Annotated in this window: 1 protein-coding gene and 1 pseudogene; both read right to left on the bottom strand. The window is 70.8% G+C overall.

Translation table 11 applies throughout. The annotated features are described in order from the left end of the window. A pseudogene (locus tag B4M60_RS09060) lies at positions 1–152 on the bottom strand (lipid-transfer protein); the annotation flags it as partial. Beyond that, complete coding sequence (locus B4M60_RS09055) at positions 149–583, bottom strand: MaoC family dehydratase (protein WP_291082536.1); 435 nt, start codon at positions 581–583, stop codon at positions 149–151. The pseudogene B4M60_RS09060 and the gene B4M60_RS09055, both read right to left, overlap by 4 nt. Positions 584–665: the final 82 nt, after the last annotated feature.

Raw genomic sequence — 665 nt, 5'->3', positions numbered from 1 at the left:
AGGCCGTCCACGTCCGACGGCTGCAGGCCCGCGTCTGCCACCGCGGCGCGCACGGCCTCGGCGGCCAGGCGCAGCTCGGACCGGCCGGAGTCCTTGGAGAAGTCGGTGGCGCCGATCCCGACGATCGCCGCCTTGTCTGCGAGGGTGCTCACCGCGGGTCTCCGTTCATGTAGAGGGTGGCCGTGGAGGTGACGTGCGCGCCCAGCGAATCGGTGCCGACGATCGTCACCGTGACCAGCCCGTCGTCGTCGACGCCCGTGACCTCTCCCCTCAGGGTGAGGGTGTCGTACGCGTACCAGGGCACGCCCAGTCGCAGCTTGATGGAGGTGATCCGCGCCTTCTGGCCGGCCCAGTCGGTGACGTACCGCTGCACCAGGCCGGTGTCGGTGAGGATGTTGACGAAGATGTCCTTCGAGCCCTTGGCGTGCGCCAGGTCGCGGTCGTGGTGGACATCCTGGAAGTCCCGCGTCGCCAGCGCCGAGGCGACGATGAACGTCGGGGTGCCCTCGATCGCCAGCTCGGGCAGGGTGTCCCCCACCGCGACGGCGGGCGGTTCGGCCGGGCAGATCACTCGGTCGCTCACTGGGATTCCCCCTGATCGGTGGTGGCGGGTCGCCAGGCGTAGAGCGTCCACGGGTCGGTGCCGAAGGCCGCGTCCTCGGAGG

It is taken from the genome of Dietzia sp. UBA5065 (assembly GCA_002415925.1).
In the GTDB taxonomy this organism is placed as follows: domain Bacteria; phylum Actinomycetota; class Actinomycetes; order Mycobacteriales; family Mycobacteriaceae; genus Dietzia.
The sequence above is the reverse complement of the archived record's forward strand: the minus strand, read 5'-3'. Positions and strand labels throughout refer to the sequence as shown.